Here is a 16,921-nt window from a genome sequence, read left to right on the forward strand (position 1 = left end):
CGGTCTCTTGCGCTCGCACGCCCGGATGTCATGAAAGGGCCGTTCCTGACGAAAAACGTCAGGAACGGCCCTTTCATGACATTTGCGGGAGGGGGGATCAGCGCTCCGAGATGGGCGCGTAGTCCCGCGACGCGTAGCCGGTGTAGATCTGCCGCGGGCGGCCGATCTTGGTGGCCGGGTCCTGGATCATCTCGCGCCAGTGCGCGATCCAGCCCGGCAGGCGGCCGAGCGCGAACAGCACGGTGAAGTACTTCGTCGGGAAGCCGAGCGCCCGGTAGATCAGGCCGGTGTAGAAGTCGACGTTCGGGTACAGCTTGCGCTCGATGAAGTAGTCGTCCGAGAGCGCGGTCTCTTCGAGCTTCTTCGCGATGTCGAGCAGCTGGTCGCCGCCCTTGAGCTTGGAGAGGATCTCGTCCGCGGTGTTCTTGATGATCTTCGCGCGCGGGTCGTAGTTCTTGTAGACCCGGTGCCCGAAGCCCATCAGGCGGACACCCTTTTCCTTGTTCTTCACGCGCTGGACGAAGTTCGCGACGTCGCCGCCCTCGGCCTGGATGCCCTCGAGCATGTCCAGGACCGCGCTGTTGGCGCCACCGTGCAGCGGGCCGAACAGGGCGTTGATGCCGGCCGAGATCGAGGCGAACAGGTTCGCCTCGGAGGAGCCGACGAGGCGCACGGTCGAGGTGGAGCAGTTCTGCTCGTGGTCGGCGTGCAGGATGAACAGCAGGTCGAGCGCCTTGGCGACGTCCGGGTCGACCTCGTAGGGCTCGGCCGGGAAGCCGAAGGTCATCCGCAGGAAGTTCTCGACCAGGCCGAGCGAGTTGTCCGGGTACAGCAGCGGCTGGCCGACGGACTTCTTGTACGCGTACGCGGCCAGGGTCGGGACCTTGGCCAGCAGGCGGATGGTGGACAGCTCGACGTTCGGTTCGTCGAACGGGTTGAGCGAGTCCTGGTAGAAGGTCGACAGCGCGGATACGGCGCTGGACAGCACCGGCATCGGGTGCGCGTCACGCGGGAAGCCGCTGAAGAAGGCCTTCAGGTCCTCGTGCAGCAGGGTGTGGCGCTGGATCTTCTCGGTGAACTCCGACAGCTGCGTCTGGGTGGGCAGCTCGCCGTAGATGAGCAGGTACGAGACCTCGATGAAGGTCGACTTCTCGGCCAGCTGCTCGATCGGGTACCCGCGGTAGCGCAGGATGCCGGCGTCACCGTCGATGTAGGTGATGGCCGAGGACGCGGCGCCGGTGTTCACGAACCCCGGGTCGTGGGTGATGTACCCGGTCGTCGCCAGCAGCTTCCCCAGCTCGATCCCAGGCGCACCCTCCACCGGGTGGATCACCTTGAACTCGTGCTCGCCGTTGGGCAGGCGCAGCGTCGCGGTCTCGCCGGACTGCCCCGCAGCCGTCGTCGCGTCGGACATGTAAGTCCCTCTCACGTTCAGCACGGGCCGGCGGCGCCTGTAGGTTCCACAGGTACGCCCTCTTTCACGCGCGTGACCCACGGCCTCGCTGCACACCGCCCCGCTGGGGTATGAATTCCCCTCCACGCTAGTCGAGAATGGGGTCAACGCGCAGCGGGTGAGTTGCTCACAACAGCCCCTTTGGGACCAGGTTCACACGGCGGATGCCATATCCTCGGCCGTCGGCGGTTCCGCCCCGCTCCGCGAGACGGTGATCGACGCCGCTTTCGCCGCGAATTCGAGCGCCGAACGCCAGCCGTCGGCGTCGAGAGTGGACACGTCGCGCACGCCGTTCGAGTACAGCCACGCCAGGAGGGCGCCTTGCACGGTGTCACCGGCGCCGATCGTGTCGACGACGTCGACCCGGCGTGACGGGACCTGCGCGATTTCGCCCGCTCGTGTGATGACGGACAACCCCTGCGCGCCTCGGGTGAGCACGACGGCATCGACTCCGCAAGAGGTCCAGACCTTTGCCGCGTCGACCGGGTCGGCGCCTTCGGCGAGCCATTCCGTGTCGTCGTCGGAGATCTTGAGCAGGCGGACATGTGGCAGCCAGGACTTGAACCGCGCACGGTACGCGGCCGGATCCTCGATCAGCGCCGCACGGATGTTCGGATCGAGCACGGTCAGCACGCCGCGCGCGGATTCGCGGCGCAACAGCGTTTCGTAGGTGCTCGCGCCCGGCTCCAGGACCATGCCGAGAGTGCCCAGGGAGAGCGCCGTCACATCTTCGGGGAGCGGGCCGGGGTCGGCGACGAGCCGGTCCGCGGTGCCCTCGGTGTAGAAGGTGTACCGGGCGGAACCCTTCTCGTCGAGCGCGACCACGGCGAGCGTCGTCGGCTCGTTTCCCCGCTGCAGCAACGCGGTGTCGACGCCGGAGGCGTGCAGCCGGCCCACCAGCGCGACGCCGAAACGGTCGTTCGAGACGCGCGAGAGGAAACCCGTCGGGACGCCGAGCCGTCCGGCGGCGAGCGCGACGTTGTAGGGACCACCACCCATCCGGGGCAGCAGCGCGCGCAACCCACCGTCCACAGTGGAATCCAACGGTTCACCAGGAACGAGGTCGACCAGCGCCTCTCCACCCACCACGATCACGGGCGCGATGCTAGCCGAGGCGGTGGTTCCACCACCAGAATTGTCAGTTCAGGACATTTTTTGTCGCGATACCGCCAAGAAGCAGTTCGGACAACGCCGTGAACGCTTCGGCGTCGGTCACCCCGGTGCGCTGCCCGATCACGCCGGTCTGGATTCCCTCGATGATCAGCCCCGCCATTTCCGCGATCAGCCGCGCGTGCACCTCACGGAAAACACCGTCGGTGACCCCGCGGTCGATGAACGACCGGATCCGGGCGGCCGCGGCGCGACTGTTGAGCTGATAGGCGTCGCGCGCCGGCGCGAATTCGGCGATGTCGGTCATGAAAGCGGCCGAGGCGCGATTCAGGTATTCGGAGATCCCGGCGAGATACTCGCCGAGGATCTTGCGGGCGTCGTCGATCCCGGCGATCCGCTCCTCCAGCAGCTCGGCGGCCCCCTTGAAAAAGTGGGTGACGACCTTCACCGCGAGCTGCTCCTTGCTGGGGGCGAGCGCGTAGAGCGTCGACTTCGAGCAGCGGAGCCTCGCGGCCAGGTCGTCCAGCGTGAACTGGGAGAACCCCTCGGCGAGGAAGAGCGCTTCGAGTTCCGAGAGCAGTGCTCTCTGGCGCGCGGTGGGCTGGCGGCGCGAGGTCATCGGATCACTATCCCCTACGCGAACGGTGTCCCCCCAGCACCGTCTACTGTACGCTGAATCAGCCCACAGTACTGTTTTTAGTACCGTTCAGCTCGGAGGAGCCATGCCGGCGGACCGTCTGCTGCCCAGCACCGAGGCCCAGGACCTGATCGACCTGGCCAAGGAGATCGCGCGCGAGGAACTCGCCCCGATCGCGAGCAAGTACGAAGAGACCGCACACTTCCCGCGCGAGCAGTTCCTGCTGCTCGGGCAGGCGGGGCTCCTCGGCCTGCCGTACGCGGAGCGGTGGGGCGGCGGCGAGCTGCCGTACGAGGTCTACCTGCAGGTTCTGGAGGAGATCGCCGCCGCGTGGATGTCGGTGGGCGTCGGGCTCTCCGTGCACACGATGTCCTGCTTCGCGCTGGCGCACCACGGCACCGACGAACAGCGTGACCGCTGGCTGCCCGCGATGCTCGAAGGCGGCCTGCTGGGCGCGTACGCGCTCTCGGAGACCCACGCCGGCTCCGACGCGGCCGCGTTGTCCACGCGCGCGCGGCTCGACGGCGACCAGTACGTCGTGAACGGCACGAAGGCGTGGATCACCCACGCGGGTGAGGCCGACTTCTACACGACGATGGTGCGCACCAGCGACGAGGGCGGGCAGGGCATCAGCTGCCTGCTCGTCGACGCGGCGACGCCGGGCCTCTCGGCCGCGCCGCCCGAGCGGAAAATGGGCCTCACCGGGTCGACCACGGCGCAGCTGATGTTCGAAGACGCCGCCGTCGACGCCGAACGCCGGATCGGCGAGGAGGGTCAGGGGCTGAAGATCGCACTGTCGTCGCTCAGTTCCGGACGGCTGGGTATCGCCGCGTGCGCCGTCGGGCTCGCGCAGGCCGCGCTGGACGAGGCGCTCGAGTACGCGAAGGGGCGCACGCAGTTCGGGCGGCCGATCATCGAGTTCCAGGGCCTGGAGTTCCTGCTGGCCGACATGGCCGCGACCGTCGAGACGTCCCGCGCGATGTACCTCGACGCGGCCCGCCGCCGCGACCGCGGGCTGCCGTTCCAGCGGCAGGCGTCCATCGCGAAACTCGTCGCGACCGACGGCGCGATGAAGGTGACGACCGACGCCGTGCAGGTCCTCGGCGGTGCCGGTTACACGAAGGACTTCCCGGTGGAGCGGTACATGCGGGAGGCGAAGGTGCCACAGATCTTCGAGGGCACGAACCAGATCCAGCGCATGGTCATCGCACGGGAACTGCGAAAGGGCTGACAGCCTCGTGAGTGGTAAGTGCCGTTAGAACGACACTTACCACTCACGAGTCCGTCCGCTCAGGCCTCGCGGTAACGCCGGTCTTCGGCGACGCCGACCCCGGTCTCCTCGTCGAAGTGGTAGACCTCGCGACCGCGCACGAACACGCGCATCGCCCGGTTCATCACGTCCAGCGGGTCACCCGACCAGATGACCACGTCGGCGTCGAGGCCCGGCTTCAGCGAGCCGACCTGGTCGTCGAGGTCCAGCATCGCGGCCGGGTTGACGGTCAGCGCCTTGAGCGCGGTCTCCGGGTCGAGCCCGTCCTTCACCGACAGCGCCGCCTGGTACACCAGGAAGTTGATCGGCACGACCGGGTGGTCCGTGGTGATCGCGATCTTCACCCCCGCCCTGGCGAGGATGCCGGGCGCGCGCAGGGTGCGGTTGCGCAGCTCCACTTTGGACTTGGTGGTGAACAGCGGCCCCAGGATCACCGGCACCTCCCGCTCGGCGAGCAGGTCCGCGATCAGGTGGCCTTCGGTGCCGTGGTTGATCACCAGTTTGTAGCCGAACTCGTCGGCCAGCCGGATCGCGGTGACCATGTCGTCGGCGCGGTGGACGTGCTGGTCCCAGTACAGCTCCCCGTCGAGGACCTTGGCCAGCGTCTCCTTGGTGAGGTCGACGTCGAACGGCTTGCCCTCGCCGGCGGCGTGCTCGCGCTGGGCGGCGTAGTTGCGCGCGGCGGTGAAGGCGTCGCGGATGGTCGACGCGACGCCGAGCCTGGTCGACGGCGTCTGCTTCTTCTCGCCGTACACACGCTTCGGGTTCTCGCCGAGCGCGCTCTTCACGCTGACGCCCTCGGCGAAGATCATGTCGAGCACGGTCCGGCCCCAGGTCTTGACGCCGATCGTCTGCCCGCCGATGGGGTTGCCCGAGCCGGGTTTGATGACGACGCTGGTGACGCCGCCCGCGAGCGCGTCGTCGAAACCGGGCTCGTACGGGTCGATCCCGTCGATCGCGCGGAACCGCGCGCCGTTGGGGTCGGTCATCTCGTTGGTGTCGTTCCCGGACCAGCCTTCGCCGTCTTCGTGCACGCCGAGGTGGGCGTGCGCGTCGATGAACCCGGGCAGCACCCAGCTGCCCGCGGCGTCGATCAGTTCGGCGTCGTCGGGGATGTCGACGTCGGCGGCCGTGCCGACCGCGGCGATCTTCCCGTTCTCGATGAGGACCGTGCCGCCGTCGATGGGATCACCGTCGACCGGGACGACGTAACCACCGACGATGGCCTTGACCTGTGCTTTGTCAGACATACTTTGACACGCTAACGAACTGGGCCGCCGGTCCGCACGCGGGGCTTTTCGAAATGGATCAGTTCGTAGTGCTTCTCGCGCGTGCGGTGCGTCTCGACGTAGCCGAGCTTCCGGTACATCCGCAGCGGCCCCGCGCTCCGTTCCCCGGTGAACAGGCGGAACACGGTCACCGAAGGCGGCGCCGCGTCCTCGGCGGCGAGCAGCAAGGAGCTGCCGAGCCCGTGTCCCTGCCTGTCCGGGGCGACGATGAGCCTGCCGACGAGACCGGCGCCGCCGTCCACGACGATCCGCACACTCGCCACCAGCCGCCCGGATTCCCTGATGCCCCAGGTGGAACACGCGGGATCACCCAGAGCCGCTTTGGCCTGCTCCAAGGTCTCCGTCAGCGGCGGGAGGTCGATGTTCGCGTGCGCCCTGGCCTCCGGGACGTACGCCGCGCGCTGCAGCGTGAGCACCTCGCCCGCGTCGGCGGGCCCCAGGCGGAGCAGCGACATCTCAGCGCACCCGGATTCCCCAGCTCCCGGTCCACGACGACGCGGGCTCCAGCTCGATCAGGTCGGTGCCGGTGTTGAGCGCGTCGGCGGGGCAGGTCATCGGCTCGATCGCCACCGCCCGGCCGCGACCGACCAGGTCGTCCGGGGTGAAGACCTGTGCCCAGCGGAAATCCGGGCCTGCCCAGACCAGCAGCTCCCGGTCCTCGTGCGAGAGGACGTGATGGTGGTTGCCGTCCTCGGCGACGGTCAGCCCGCCGAACGCCGTGTCCAGGTCGACACCTTCGAGCAGCTTGCCGGACCGGAAGTCGTACTCGGTCCCCTCGACGTCCTGCTCGTCGGCGTACGGCATCTGCTCGTCGCCGAGATACGGCCGGACCCGGCTCGCGGGCAGCGTCAGGGTCAGCTCGTCGGTGGGCACGTCGCCGATGCGGAAGTACGGGTGCGTGCCGAGCCCGACACCGATCGGGCTCTCGCCCTCGTTGCGGATCTCGTGCGTGACGACCAGCTCGCGCGGCGAGATCTCGTAGGTGATCGTCGCGCGCAGCGGCACCGGCCAGCCTTCCTGCGCCGGGACGTCGATGGCCAGGGTGATCGACGACTCCGCGTGTTCGAGGAGCTCCCACTCCTCGTGCCTGGTCAGGCCGTGGATCGCGTTGCCGCGCGCCTCTTCGGTGATCGGGAGCTGCTGCTTCTCGCCCTGGTAGTCCCACTGGCCGCCCTTGGTGCGGTTCGGCCAGGGCAGCAGTACCTGCCCGGCGCCCTTCGGCGGCTTCTCGTCCTCGGCGAACGCCTCGACGTAGGGCACTCCGCCGACCTCGAACGCGCGCAACCCGGCACCGATCTCGGTGATGACGGCTCGCGCGTTGCCGCGGGTGATCTCGAACTGCTCTCCGGTGGGATTGGCCATGCCGACGAGGTTACTGTGAGAACGCCACGCCCGGACGAAGGAGACCGCCGCGATGACCGTTCCCGGCTACCCCAGCACCGTCGGCCGTATTTTGGAGCGGAGCGCGCGCCGCGTCCCGGGCCGGGTCGCCCTCACCTTCGCCGATCGCGTGTGGACGTACGCGGAGCTCGACCGCGCGGCGGGCCGGGTCGCGGCGAAGCTGCTCGATCGCGGGCTCGTCCACGGTGACCGGGTCGCGGCCTTCGGCAAGAATTCCGACGCGTATCTGTTGCTGTACCTCGGTTGCGCACGGGCGGGCCTGGTGCACGTGCCGGTGAACTTCAACGCCCGCGGCGAGGAACTCGAGTACCTGCTCACGCAGTCCGAGCCCGCCGTCGCCTTCGTCGACCCCGCGCTGGCCGAGCACGTCGACGTGGATCATGTGTCCACAGTGGACGTTCTGAAGTGGGCGCTGGACGAAGCCGTCGTGCCGCACGAGGAATCCGGGGTCTCGGACGACGACCTCGTCCAGCTGCTCTACACGTCCGGGACGACCTCGCGGCCGAAGGGCGCGATGCTCACCCATCGCGCCTTGGTGCACGAGTACTCGTCCTGCATCGCCGCGCTCGACCTGAGCGACCGCGACGTGCCGCTGCACGCGCTGCCGCTGTACCACTCGGCGCAGATGCACGTGTTCCTCATGCCCGGGCTGGCCGTCGGCGCGACGAACCATCTCGTCGAGGGGCCCGATCTCGACGACATCCTGACGCGGATTCCCCGCCAGGGCATCACTTCCCTGTTCTTCCCGCCGACCGTCTGGGTGGGACTCGCGAACCATCCCGGCCTCGCGGACGCGGATCTGAGCTGCCTCACCAAGGCGTACTACGGCGCGTCGATCATGCCCGTCCCGGTGCTGAACGCGCTCCGCGCCCGGCTGCCCGAAGTCGGGTTCTACAACTGCTTCGGGCAATCGGAGATCGGTCCACTCGCGACGGTCCTGCGGCCCGAAGAGCACGACGCACGACCGGATTCCGTCGGCCGCCCGATCCTTTTCGTCGAGACGCGCGTGGTGGACGCCGACATGAACGATCTCCCGCCGGGCGAACTCGGCGAGGTCGTCTACCGTTCTCCGCAGCTGTGCACCGGTTACTGGGGCAAGCCCGAGGAGTCGGTGGAGGCGTTCGCGGGCGGCTGGTTCCATTCCGGTGATCTGGTACGGCAGGACGAAGAGGGCTATCTGTTCGTCGTCGACCGGATCAAGGACGTCGTCAACACCGGCGGCGTGCTCGTCGCGTCGCGCGAGGTGGAAGACGCGCTGTACGCGCATCCCGCCGTCGCCGAGGTCGCCGTCGTCGGCCTGCCGCACGAACGGTGGATCGAGGCGATCGCCGCGGTGGTCGTGGTGAAGGAACCCGTCGACGAAGCGGAACTGATCGAGTTCGCCAAGAAGTCGCTCGCGGCGCACAAAGTGCCGAAGTCGGTGCATTTCGTCGGCGAACTGCCGAAGAACGCGTCCGGCAAGCTGCTCAAACGCGAGCTGCGGCAACAGTTCGGCGGGTCAGCGTCGGCGATCGGCGTCTAGCGACTCGGCGTACGCGGCGAATTCGCAGGCCGCTTCGAGGCTGCCCGGACGTGGCGGATCGCCGGGGTCCCAGCCGAGTTCGCGATCTTGGAGCACCTGCGTGAGCAACGGGCGCCAGCGTGGATCGAGCCGCTCGCGCGCCCATTCGAGGGCGCCTCGTTTCGACTCGACCTCGGCCGTGCGCAACGTGTAGAGCACGCGGCAACAAGTCGACACGATGTAGCGCTGCGTCCAGGCGATGTCGAAGGGCGCCCACGTCCGGACGCCGTCGACCAAGCCGTGCAGCTCCTCGCGCATCGCCGCGCGCATCGCGTCCGGCGGCGGCTCGTCGACCAGGCTCGCGATCGGCGGGCCGTCGAGCACGATGCCCTTGTGGCGCAGGATCCAGCGCGTGTGGAGGCTGTTGCAGTGGGTGTCCCAGATCAGGACGCGATGGCCGTGGTCGCAGTACAGCCACGGGGTGCCGAGCCCCTCGCTGGTCTTCAGTGACGCGATGTCCGCGTACGAGCCCTCGATTTCCTTGCACCAGAAGCCTTCTCCGGTGGGGAGCCCGTCATGGAGCACGCGGAGGTCGGCTTCGACGCGGCCGCTCGGCGGTTCGGTGGTCGCGATGATGAAGTCGCAGTCGCTGTGGAGGTCACCGGCGCCGAGCGCGAAGGAGCCCTGGACGTACGCGCCGACGTAGGTGTCGCCGAGGATCTCGCGGGCTGAAGCGACCAGGCCGGTGAGGACCTGGTCGAGTTCGGCGTAGGGCGTGTACACGGGCCGGACGCTACCGGGCCTTGTGAGCGGCAAGGCGCGACTCGCGTGATCAGACACGTAACTCACGTGATCAGAGGCGTAACTCGCGTGATTGGACGGCGAACTCATGAGTGCGGCGTCTGATCACGCGAGTTACGCCTCCAATCACGCGAGATCGGAGTTGGATCACCCGGGGCTTACTAGACCGGTCGTCATAGTTTGAGCTACAGTCGGCCGCATGGTCCGCCGCACCGACACCCGGCAGCGCATGCTCGACTCCGCCGCCGACCTCTTCCACCAGCAGGGTTACCACGCCACCGGCCTCAACCAGCTCGTCGCCGCCGTCGGCGCGCCTAAGGGCTCGCTCTACTTCCACTTCCCCGGCGGCAAGGAGCAGCTGGCCGCCGAGGCCATCCGCCAGTCCGCCGACCGGCTCTGCGACCAGCTGCGCACGATCGCCGCGAACGCGCCCGACATCGTCACCGGCATCGAGAACGTGGTCGACGCGCTGGCGACCTCGCTGGAGGAGTCCGATTTCCAGCGCGGCTGCCCGCTCGCGACGGTCGCGCTCGACGCGTCCGGGGACAGCGAGGCGATCCGCCAGGCCTGCGCCGACGGCTACAAGTCCTGGCACACCGTCATCGCCGACGCGCTGGACACCGCCAAGGCGGACCACCTGGCGACGGTCGTCCTCGCCGCCATCGAGGGCGGCTTGCTGCTCGCCAAGACGTTGCACGACACCGCGCCACTGCGCGCGATCGCCCCTCATCTCCGCGCCACACTCGAACGGGAGCTCTCCTGATGCGTGTCCATCACCTGAACTGCGGAACCATGCGGCCGATCGGCGGCAAACTCGTCGACGGCAAGCCCGGGCTCTTCCGCCGCGCCGAACTGATCTGTCACTGCCTTCTGCTGGAGACCGACACCGGGCTCGTGCTCATCGAAACCGGCGTCGGCACGCCCACCGTCTCCCGGCCGGTCGAATGGCTCGGCGCCGGGTTCGTCCGGCTGGTGCACCCCGACAGCGACGACGACCTCAGCGCCACCACCCAGATCCGCGAACTCGGCTTCGACCCGGCCGACGTGCGCGACATCGTGCTCACCCACCTCGACCTCGACCACGCGGGCGGGCTCGTCGACTTCCCCCAGGCGCGGGTCCACGTCCACGCCCGCGAGCTCCAGGCACTGGAGAAGCCGATCGACCGCAAGGAGGCGAGCCGCTACCGCAAGGTCCAGTTCGCCCACGGGCCGATCTGGCGCTCGTACCGCGCCGACGGCGAGCCGTGGTTCGGTTTCGACGCGGTCCGCGAACTCGAAGGCGTCCCGGACGTCCTGCTCATCCCCCTCGCCGGGCACACCCGCGGCCACGCCGGGATCGCGATCGACACGGGTGACGGCTGGCTCCTCAACGCGGGTGACGCCGTCTTCCACGGCGGCGAGCTGGAGCGAAAGCCGCACATCCCCGCCGCTTTGGGCTTCTTCGAGTCGTACATGCAGACGGAGAAGACGGCACGACTGGACAACCAGCGCCGGCTGCGCGAACTTGTCAGTAACAACGGTGCCGAAGTGACGGTGTTCGCCGCGCACGACGCCACCGCATTCGAACGGCTCAGCCAGAGGAGCAGGCTATGAAGGTGCACCACCTGAACTGCGGCACGATGCGCGCACCGGGAGGCAAGCTGCTCGACGGCCAGCCCGGGCTCCTGCGCCGCTCGGAGCTGGTGGCGCACTGCCTGCTCATCGAGACCGGCGACGGCCTCGTGCTGGTGGACACCGGCTTCGGCCGCAAGGGCGTCGCGAACCCCGGCGCCTGGCTCGGCACGCCGTTCACGATCATGGTCGGCGCGAAGCCGGTCGAGACGGAGACTGCGGCCCACCACGTCGAGGCACTCGGCCACAAGCTCGAAGACGTCCGGCACATCATCTGCACCCATCTCGACGTCGACCACGCGGGCGGGCTCGCGGACTTCCCGAACGCCGTCGTGCACGTCCGCACCGCGGAGCACGACGCGGCGACGGCGCCGTCCAACCAGAGCGAGAAGCTCCGCTTCCGCGCCAACCAGTTCGCCCACCGTCCACTGTGGAGCATGTACGACGAGGCCGGCGACGAGTGGTTCGGCTTCCAGGCCGTCCGCGAGCTGAAGGGCCTGCCGCCGGAAATCCTGCTGGTGCCGCTCGCGGGACACACCAAGGGCCACACCGGCGTCGCGGTCGACACCGGCGACGGCTGGCTGCTGCACGCGGGCGACGCGTATTTCTTCCACGGGCAGATGGATCCGGTGAAACCGCATTGCCCGCCGGGGATGACCGCGTTCCAGAACATGGTGCAGACGCTGCGCAAGCCGCGGCTGGAGAACGTCGAGCGGCTGCGCGAGCTGAGCCGAGAACACGCCGACGACGTCACCGTGTTCTCGGCCCACAGCCCGGTGGAGTACCAGGCGCTCAGTCGCGGCTAGCCGACCGGCGGCTCGATGGGCCGCCGGTCTTCTTCACTGTGCGTGGCCCGCATGACGAGCCAGTTGATCCCCCACAGCAGGACACCGACGCCGAGCAGGATCGCGGCGACCTTGTAGTCGCGCGCGGGCCGTCCGGACAACGGTGTCACCAGGTAGACGCAGAAGACCGCGGCCAGCACCGGGACGATCGTCGGCGCACGGAAATGCTTGTGCGAAACCTTTTCCTTGCGCAGCACCAGCACCGCGACGTTGACGATGGCGAACACCGCCAGCAGCAGCAACGCCGTGGTACCGCCGAGCACACCGATGTCCACAAAGGACACCAGAGCGATCGCGATCAGGCTGGTGAACACGATCGCCACCCACGGGCTGCGGCGGAACGGGTGCACGGTGCCCAGCTGCTTCGGGATGATCCGCTGGTTCGCCATGCCGTAGAGCAGGCGGCTGGCCATCAGCATGTTGATCAGCGCCGAGTTGATGACCGCGAAGAGACCGATCGCGGAGAACACCTCGCGCGGGAAGCCGGGCGCCCCGACGTCGAGCACCTTCAGCAGCGCGCTGCTCTTGGCCGCCGCCAGCTCGTCCGCGGGCACCAGCAGCGAAGAGGTCACCGACACCATGATGTAGATGGTCGCGGCGATGACCATGCCCCACAGCATCGCCTTCGGGAAGATCCGGATCGGATCCTTGCACTCCTCGGCCATGTTCACCGAGTCCTCGAAACCGACCATCGCGAAGAACGCGAGCGACGTCGCCGAGGTGATCGCCACCAGCATCGTCTGGTTCTCGGTGTCGAACTCGACCAGCCGCGAGGCGTCCCCGTTGCCGTTCAGCACCGCCCACACGCCGACCCCGATGATGATCAGCAGACCGCCGATCTCGATGCAGGTCAGCACCACGTTGGTCTTCACCGATTCGGAGACCCCGCGGAAGTTGATCAGCGCGAGGCCGATCACGAACAGGATCGCCACCAGCGGCATCGGCGCGGTGATGAACTCCTTGAGATACGTGTCCCCGAACGCCTTCGCCGCCGACGAGGCCGACGTGATCCCGGAGCACATCACCGCGAACGCCACCATGAAGGTGAGGAAGCGGATCTTGAACGCCTTGTGCGTGTAGAGCGCGGCCCCCGCCGCCTGCGGGTACTTCCCGACCAGTTCCAGGTAGCTGAACGCGGTCATGAACGCGACCACGAACGCGATCAGGAACGGCAACCAGAGCGCGCCGCCCACCCGGCCCGCCACCTGCCCGGTGAGCGCGTAGACGCCCGTCCCGATGATGTCCCCCACCACGAAGAACAGCAGGAGCTTGGAACCCATGACCCGTTTGAGGCTCGGCTGACCGGCCGGACCGGTCTGTTCTGTTGTCGTCGTGTCCGCCATGCGGCAAGAGTGTGCCGCATCACGTCTGTGGCCGACAGTCCGATTTGGTCAGTTCTTCGTCACGGGTTGACGAAGGCCGCTTCTGGGTAAATCGCTCAGTTGGCGTCGACCGCGGTCTTCACCAACGGGGTCATCATGTCCTGCGTCATCTTCGCCGGACCGGTGTAGTTGACCAGCACCGGGACGTTGTCCACGAGCTCGGCGGCCGCCAGCGTCGCGGTCTTGTTCTCGTCGGTGTAGTAGAGGGCGCCCTCGCCGACACCGGCGACGTCCTTCGCGTTCTGCTTCGCCTTCTTCAGCGCCGCGACCATCTCGGCGGGCTTGATCTTGTTGCCTTCGAACCGGGTCACGGCGAGCGCGCCGATCTGCTTGCCGGCGGCCGAGTAGACGCAGCTCTTGGCCTTGCCCCCGTTGGCGGCGTTGTCCTGCACCGGGCCCGGCGCCGACGTCACGCCCTGAATGGAGACGGCCTTGCCGACGGCCTCGGCGGGCAGCAGCGCGCACGGCTCCTTCGCACCGGCGCCACCGGTGGGAGCGGACGAGGAACTCGGCGCGGCCGAGGGGGCCTGGCTCGACGGCTTGGCCGCGTTGTCCGTCTTTTCGCCGCCGGACGAGCAGGCGGAAAGGGTCGCGATGACAGCGGCGAACAGGACGATCGCCCGTGAAATACGCATGGGCCCGACGATAGACCGAACGGCTCAGTCCACCGGGGCCCGGTACCGCCAGAAGGACGGGATCAGCAGCGCCGCGCCGACGACCAGCACGATGACCAGGACCCCGCCGCCGGAGGCCGCGGCCGCCGTGCCGACACCGGCCGCGGCCCAGCCGTGGGTGAGGTCGGCGATCCGCGGGCCGCCCGCGACGACCACGGTGAACACGCCCTGGAGCCGTCCGCGCATCTCGTCGGTGGTGGCGACCTGCAGGATCGACATCCGATAGATCGCGCTGACCATGTCGGCCGCGCCGGCGAGCGCCATGAAGAACACCGCGAGCCACAGCGAGTTCGCGAGCCCGAAACCGGCGACGGCGGCGCCCCAGACGCAGACCGAGACGATCACGCCCGCGCCCTGATTGCGGATCCTGGTCAACCAGCCGGAGAAGAGGCCGATCAGCATCGCGCCCGCGGGGAGCGCGGCGTACAGCCAGCCCAGCGCCGGACCGCCGCCGGGCGGGTCGCCGAAGGTGCGCTCCGCCATCTCCGGGATCAGCGCGCGCGGCATCCCCGCGACCATCGCGATGATGTCGACGAGGAACGAGGCCAGCAGGATCTTCTGGGTCGCCAGGTATTTGAAGCCGTCGATGATGTCGCGGATCCCGGCCCGGCGCGCGATCTCGCCGAGCGGCGGGATCGGGGGAAGCTTGTAGACCGCGACAAGGGTCAGAGTCAGCGCGATGACGTCGATCAGGTAGAGCGTCGAGAGGCCGAGGATCGGGATCAGCGATCCGGCGAGCAGCGGGCCGAAGACCGCGCCGAAGGTGGCCATCGTGCTGCTCAGCGCGGTCGCGGGCGCGATCAGGTTGTCCGGGACCAGCCGGGCGACGACGGCGCTGCGAGTCGGCATGTTGACCGCGAAGAACGCCTGGTTGACCGCGAGCAGGCCCAGCACGAGCCAGACGGAGCCGACGTTCAGGAACGCTTGGAGCCAGAGGACCACCGAGGTGAGCGTGACCCCGACGTTGGTGACGAGGAGCAGCTTGCGGCGGTCGACGGCGTCCGCGATCGCGCCGCCCCAGAGCCCGAAGACGAGCAGCGGGATCAGGGCGACCAGGCCGGTCAGGCCGACGTACGCGGACGATCCGGTGAGGTCGAAGACCTGTTTGGGGACCGCGACGGCGGTGAGCTGGCTGCCGATCGCGGTGACCGCGGTGGAGAGCCAGAGGCGGCGGAACGCGGGGATCTTGAGCGGCCGGGTGTCGACGACGATCGAGCCGAACAGCTTGCGGACACCTTTGCGCTGCTCAACCCCCACGTCGTCACTCACAACCAGACAGCTTAGCCGCGCTAACTAACCATCCGCGCGCGATTTAGGTCACCCGATCACGCGTGAAGGCCCCCTTCCCTCGGCTCAGCCGAGGGAAGGGGGCCTTCACGCGCTTTGAGCTACGGCGCGACGCGCTCGATCTGCCAGCCGTCGTCGGTCCGCACGTAGCGGAGCCTGTCGTGCATGCGGTCCTCGCGGCCCTGCCAGAACTCGACGACGTCGGGCCGGATGCGCCACCCGCCCCAGTGCGGCGGGAACGGGATGTTCTCGACGTCGGCGAAGCGGCGCTCGATGCCGTGCAGCGCGGTCTCGAGGGCGCGGCGGCCGTCGACGACGCGGGACTGCGGCGAGGCCCAGGCTCCGAGCTGCGAGCCCCGCGGGCGGGACGCCCAGTACTCGGCGGTCTCGGCGACGTTGACCTTCTCCACCTCGCCGCGCACGTGGACCTGCCGCTGCAGGGGGTACCACGGGAAGGTGACCGACGCGTAGCGCGTCGCGGTGAGGTCGTGGCTCTTGGTGGAGGTGTAGTTCGTGTAGAACACGACCCCACGCTCGTCGAGGCCCTTGCACAGGACGGTCCGGGAGGACGGCCTGCCCTCCGGGTCGGCCGTGGCGAGCACCATCGCGTTCGGTTCGGCGATCCCGGCGGAGACGGCCTGGTTCAGCCAGTCCTGCAGCTGATCGGTCCAGGTCTCCGCCAGCGCGGATTCGTCGAAGGCCGCGCCTTCGTAGGCCACCCGCATCCCGGGCAGGCGCACGACGGCGTCGCCGTTCCCGGCAGCGCCTTCCTTGATCTCCGGCATCATCCGCCAAACCTCCGTACCCGGTCGGGGCATCTGTGACTTCGGCTTTGCCGCCGACGGTATTGCCTCCGACGCGGCGGCGAAACCCACTGAACGGTGACACCCGCCACCCCTGCTGGATCATCTGTGTGTAGCCGCCGGACCGCAAGCCGTCACCTCCCCGTTACCTGGCCGGACCTGATCGATCAAGGTCGAACGTCGGTCCCGCGAAATCGCGTCCGTCTCCGCAAACGGCGGAAATGCCCTGGACAGACCGGGTCCGCGCGGATCGGCGCGGAATTCTTTCCACTTTTGTTTCACCGGTATTTCGGCACTCCGCGAACAATTCTTCCGGATTTCACGAAGGCGCCAGCGCCGGCCGGAGCCAATTCTGTCGATTGACAGAAATTACCGCCCGGAACATCTCCCCCGGATGTGTCAGCGAGAGCCGGCTCCGGGACGGCAATTCGCGTCCCGAAACCGGCCTCGCTTCTGTCAGTTCGTGACAGTGAACTCCGCGCGGACGATCCAGCCCCAGCAGTCGTAAGCCGCCGTGTAGCGCCCCGGCACCGTCCCCACCGGACCGTCGCCGCGCAACGCGACACCGATGCCGCCGGTGCCGCCGTCGCCCACCACCCGCAACGGGATCGGGGCGGCGAGACCGTCCGCGACGAGGGACGTCGCGAGCTCGCCCGCACCGGACGGGCGCAGGCAGTAGATATCCGCGGTAACCGTCCCACCTGCGGAAACGGCGCTCGGGCTGATGACCAGACTGGACGGTCTGGTCGCGTTCGCCGGTCCCGCGCCGATCAAAGTGGACAAGATCGCCGCCCCCGCGACACCCAACGCGGCCGAACGAATTTTCATCCTCTGCTCCCTCCCGAAGGGCGGGCGGA

17 protein-coding genes are annotated in these 16,921 nt (G+C 68.4%); 5 read left to right on the forward strand and 12 right to left on the reverse strand.

Annotated features, from left to right (window positions below):
• Nucleotides 1–97: 97 nt before the first annotated feature.
• The 3 genes from AB8M46_RS07030 to AB8M46_RS07040 all read right to left on the reverse strand — a co-directional run bounded on the left by AB8M46_RS07030 (nt 98) and on the right by AB8M46_RS07040 (nt 3,182).
• Entirely contained in the window at nt 98–1,414 is a 1,317-nt protein-coding gene (locus AB8M46_RS07030; protein WP_051972324.1) for a citrate synthase, read from the reverse strand.
• 192 nt (nt 1,415–1,606) lie between these two features.
• Complete coding sequence (locus tag AB8M46_RS07035; protein WP_394359871.1) at nt 1,607–2,548, reverse strand: carbohydrate kinase; 942 nt, start codon at nt 2,546–2,548, stop codon at nt 1,607–1,609.
• A gap of 43 nt (nt 2,549–2,591) precedes the next feature.
• Nucleotides 2,592–3,182, reverse strand: a complete 591-nt coding sequence (locus AB8M46_RS07040; protein ID WP_037347986.1) for a TetR/AcrR family transcriptional regulator — start codon at nt 3,180–3,182, stop codon at nt 2,592–2,594.
• 103 nt (nt 3,183–3,285) lie between these two features.
• Between AB8M46_RS07040 and AB8M46_RS07045 the strand changes: the two genes are divergently transcribed.
• Entirely contained in the window at nt 3,286–4,431 is a 1,146-nt protein-coding gene (locus tag AB8M46_RS07045) for an acyl-CoA dehydrogenase family protein (RefSeq protein ID WP_394359872.1), read from the forward strand.
• Between the two features lie 59 nt (nt 4,432–4,490).
• On the opposite strand, the gene AB8M46_RS07050 is transcribed toward AB8M46_RS07045, so the two are convergent.
• Genes AB8M46_RS07050 through AB8M46_RS07060 form a run of 3 tightly spaced genes read right to left on the reverse strand, consistent with a single transcriptional unit; the run spans nt 4,491 to nt 7,121 of the window.
• Nucleotides 4,491–5,720: an amidohydrolase gene (locus AB8M46_RS07050; protein WP_350597078.1), complete on the reverse strand. Its 1,230-nt coding sequence runs from the start codon at nt 5,718–5,720 to the stop codon at nt 4,491–4,493.
• An 11-nt stretch (nt 5,721–5,731) separates the two neighbouring features.
• A complete protein-coding gene (locus AB8M46_RS07055) occupies nt 5,732–6,214 on the reverse strand; it encodes a GNAT family N-acetyltransferase (protein WP_394359873.1) in 483 nt (160 codons plus the stop codon).
• 1 nt (nt 6,215) lies between these two features.
• Nucleotides 6,216–7,121: an aldose 1-epimerase family protein gene (locus tag AB8M46_RS07060; RefSeq protein WP_394359874.1), complete on the reverse strand. Its 906-nt coding sequence runs from the start codon at nt 7,119–7,121 to the stop codon at nt 6,216–6,218.
• A gap of 52 nt (nt 7,122–7,173) precedes the next feature.
• Between AB8M46_RS07060 and AB8M46_RS07065 the strand changes: the two genes are divergently transcribed.
• Nucleotides 7,174–8,682, forward strand: a complete 1,509-nt coding sequence (locus tag AB8M46_RS07065) for a fatty acyl-CoA synthetase (RefSeq protein ID WP_394359875.1) — start codon at nt 7,174–7,176, stop codon at nt 8,680–8,682.
• Here the strand turns inward: AB8M46_RS07065 and AB8M46_RS07070 are convergent.
• Nucleotides 8,659–9,444, reverse strand: coding sequence for an aminoglycoside adenylyltransferase domain-containing protein (locus AB8M46_RS07070; RefSeq protein WP_394359876.1), 786 nt, complete (start codon nt 9,442–9,444; stop codon nt 8,659–8,661). The genes AB8M46_RS07065 and AB8M46_RS07070 overlap by 24 nt on opposite strands.
• A gap of 217 nt (nt 9,445–9,661) precedes the next feature.
• Between AB8M46_RS07070 and AB8M46_RS07075 the strand changes: the two genes are divergently transcribed.
• Genes AB8M46_RS07075 through AB8M46_RS07085 form a run of 3 tightly spaced genes read left to right on the forward strand, consistent with a single transcriptional unit; the run spans nt 9,662 to nt 11,879 of the window.
• On the forward strand, nt 9,662–10,225 hold the full coding sequence (locus tag AB8M46_RS07075; RefSeq protein ID WP_037347997.1) for a TetR/AcrR family transcriptional regulator: 564 nt from the start codon (nt 9,662–9,664) through the stop codon (nt 10,223–10,225).
• Nucleotides 10,225–11,055, forward strand: coding sequence for an MBL fold metallo-hydrolase (locus AB8M46_RS07080; RefSeq protein WP_378425985.1), 831 nt, complete (start codon nt 10,225–10,227; stop codon nt 11,053–11,055). Before AB8M46_RS07075 ends, AB8M46_RS07080 begins: the two co-directional genes overlap by 1 nt.
• Complete coding sequence (locus AB8M46_RS07085) at nt 11,052–11,879, forward strand: MBL fold metallo-hydrolase (RefSeq protein WP_037347999.1); 828 nt, start codon at nt 11,052–11,054, stop codon at nt 11,877–11,879. The genes AB8M46_RS07080 and AB8M46_RS07085 overlap by 4 nt, the downstream gene beginning before the upstream one ends.
• Here the strand turns inward: AB8M46_RS07085 and AB8M46_RS07090 are convergent.
• The 5 genes from AB8M46_RS07090 to AB8M46_RS07110 all read right to left on the reverse strand — a co-directional run bounded on the left by AB8M46_RS07090 (nt 11,876) and on the right by AB8M46_RS07110 (nt 16,892).
• Nucleotides 11,876–13,261 carry an APC family permease gene (locus tag AB8M46_RS07090; protein ID WP_394359877.1) on the reverse strand — a complete coding sequence of 462 codons (1,386 nt, stop codon included), beginning with the start codon at nt 13,259–13,261 and terminating at the stop codon, nt 11,876–11,878. The two genes, AB8M46_RS07085 and AB8M46_RS07090, sit on opposite strands and share 4 nt — an antisense overlap.
• 95 nt (nt 13,262–13,356) lie before the next feature.
• Entirely contained in the window at nt 13,357–13,935 is a 579-nt protein-coding gene (locus AB8M46_RS07095) for a DUF3558 family protein (RefSeq protein ID WP_394359878.1), read from the reverse strand.
• 24 nt (nt 13,936–13,959) lie between these two features.
• Complete coding sequence (locus tag AB8M46_RS07100) at nt 13,960–15,243, reverse strand: MFS transporter (RefSeq protein WP_037348004.1); 1,284 nt, start codon at nt 15,241–15,243, stop codon at nt 13,960–13,962.
• Nucleotides 15,244–15,362: 119 nt separating this feature from the next.
• Complete coding sequence (pdxH, locus tag AB8M46_RS07105; RefSeq protein ID WP_037348006.1) at nt 15,363–16,049, reverse strand: pyridoxamine 5'-phosphate oxidase; 687 nt, start codon at nt 16,047–16,049, stop codon at nt 15,363–15,365.
• Between the two features lie 471 nt (nt 16,050–16,520).
• Complete coding sequence (locus AB8M46_RS07110; protein WP_394359879.1) at nt 16,521–16,892, reverse strand: hypothetical protein; 372 nt, start codon at nt 16,890–16,892, stop codon at nt 16,521–16,523.
• Between the last annotated feature and the right edge of the window lie 29 nt (nt 16,893–16,921).

It is taken from the genome of Amycolatopsis sp. SB7-3, assembly GCF_041021335.1.
GTDB classification, from domain to species: Bacteria; Actinomycetota; Actinomycetes; order Mycobacteriales; family Pseudonocardiaceae; genus Amycolatopsis; species Amycolatopsis japonica.